The following is a 961-nucleotide window of genomic DNA, read 5'->3' as shown; positions in this document are numbered from 1 at the left end:
GCGGCAGAAGAGTGAATCAATCTTGACTTTGGTGACTCGATGCCGGGGAACGCGGCGTTCAACCCGGCAATGCCTGTCACAAATCTGGGCAATCTGGTTGCGGCTCGCTAGGTCTCTCCTGGATCTCGAGCGTCGAGCAGATCGGCCCACAAGTTCTCTGCGGCCTCGCGGGTCTCGGGCGCCAGGTTGCGGTGCACAACTGACTTGGCATCAGCTAAGCCCAGGCCGGTGCTGTCGGAAATGGCTTTGATCGCCGAGATCGGCGACTCAGTGCGCCGGAGCAGTTCCCTGGCTATGTCGTCAGCGTCAGCGCCGGCGGCGAGCATCATCTGCGCCGCCTCCCTTAAGAACCGGATCCGTGCGGCTCGCTCTCCAGCGTCGTTCACCCCAGGAGAGTAGCGAGACCGTCGAGCGTCGCGACCAGGAGCAGGTTCGATCATCCTTCACGCCCGGTGCCCATCCGCGGCTGAATGAACGCGCATGCTCAGCGGCACGAGTGCGTTCAAGGTCAGGCTGGTTGGGGAGCCACCCGAGCGGTTCAATAGCCTTCGCGTTCCAATACGACGGCAGCCACCTCACGGAGCGCGCTGTCGTACTGATTCCTACGGAAGGTGAAGGGACCAAAGCTCCCGTAGTCGCGTTGTGGCCGGAAAGGCTGTGTGAAACCGCGCCACGTGACGAGATCCTTCTCGACGAGCACCTGAGACTCCAATGGCCAGCAACCAACTTCCCCGCAGTCACAACCCAGCAGCGCGATCACCCCTCGATCCGCTTGATAGGCGGCCTCTCCCTCCCCGATGAGGTAAGCAGTCAGATCGCCGAAGTTGAAGTGGTCGAGCACGAGCCCGGCATACGTGCCGGGTACATCGAAGCCAGCCGCGTGCTCATAGCCGGCGACCAGTTCGACCAGGCTGACGTTGTCGACGAACGGATGCAACTCGCGCGCCGGGTCGGCGCCGTC

The 961-nt window shown here is 62.9% G+C and carries 1 protein-coding gene and 1 pseudogene; both read right to left on the bottom strand.

The window, feature by feature from the left end:
* Nucleotides 1-107: 107 nt before the first annotated feature.
* Nucleotides 108-386 carry a hypothetical protein gene (locus Acy02nite_RS46180; RefSeq protein ID WP_203756814.1) on the bottom strand — a complete coding sequence of 93 codons (279 nt, stop codon included), beginning with the start codon at nucleotides 384-386 and terminating at the stop codon, nucleotides 108-110.
* Nucleotides 387-538: 152 nt separating this feature from the next.
* Nucleotides 539-961 (bottom strand): annotated as a pseudogene (locus Acy02nite_RS46175) (hypothetical protein); the annotation flags it as partial.

Source organism: Actinoplanes cyaneus, from assembly GCF_016862095.1.
Taxonomy (GTDB): domain Bacteria; phylum Actinomycetota; class Actinomycetes; order Mycobacteriales; family Micromonosporaceae; genus Actinoplanes; species Actinoplanes cyaneus.
Note: the sequence above shows the minus strand (reverse complement) of the source record. Positions and strands in the feature narration are given on the sequence as shown.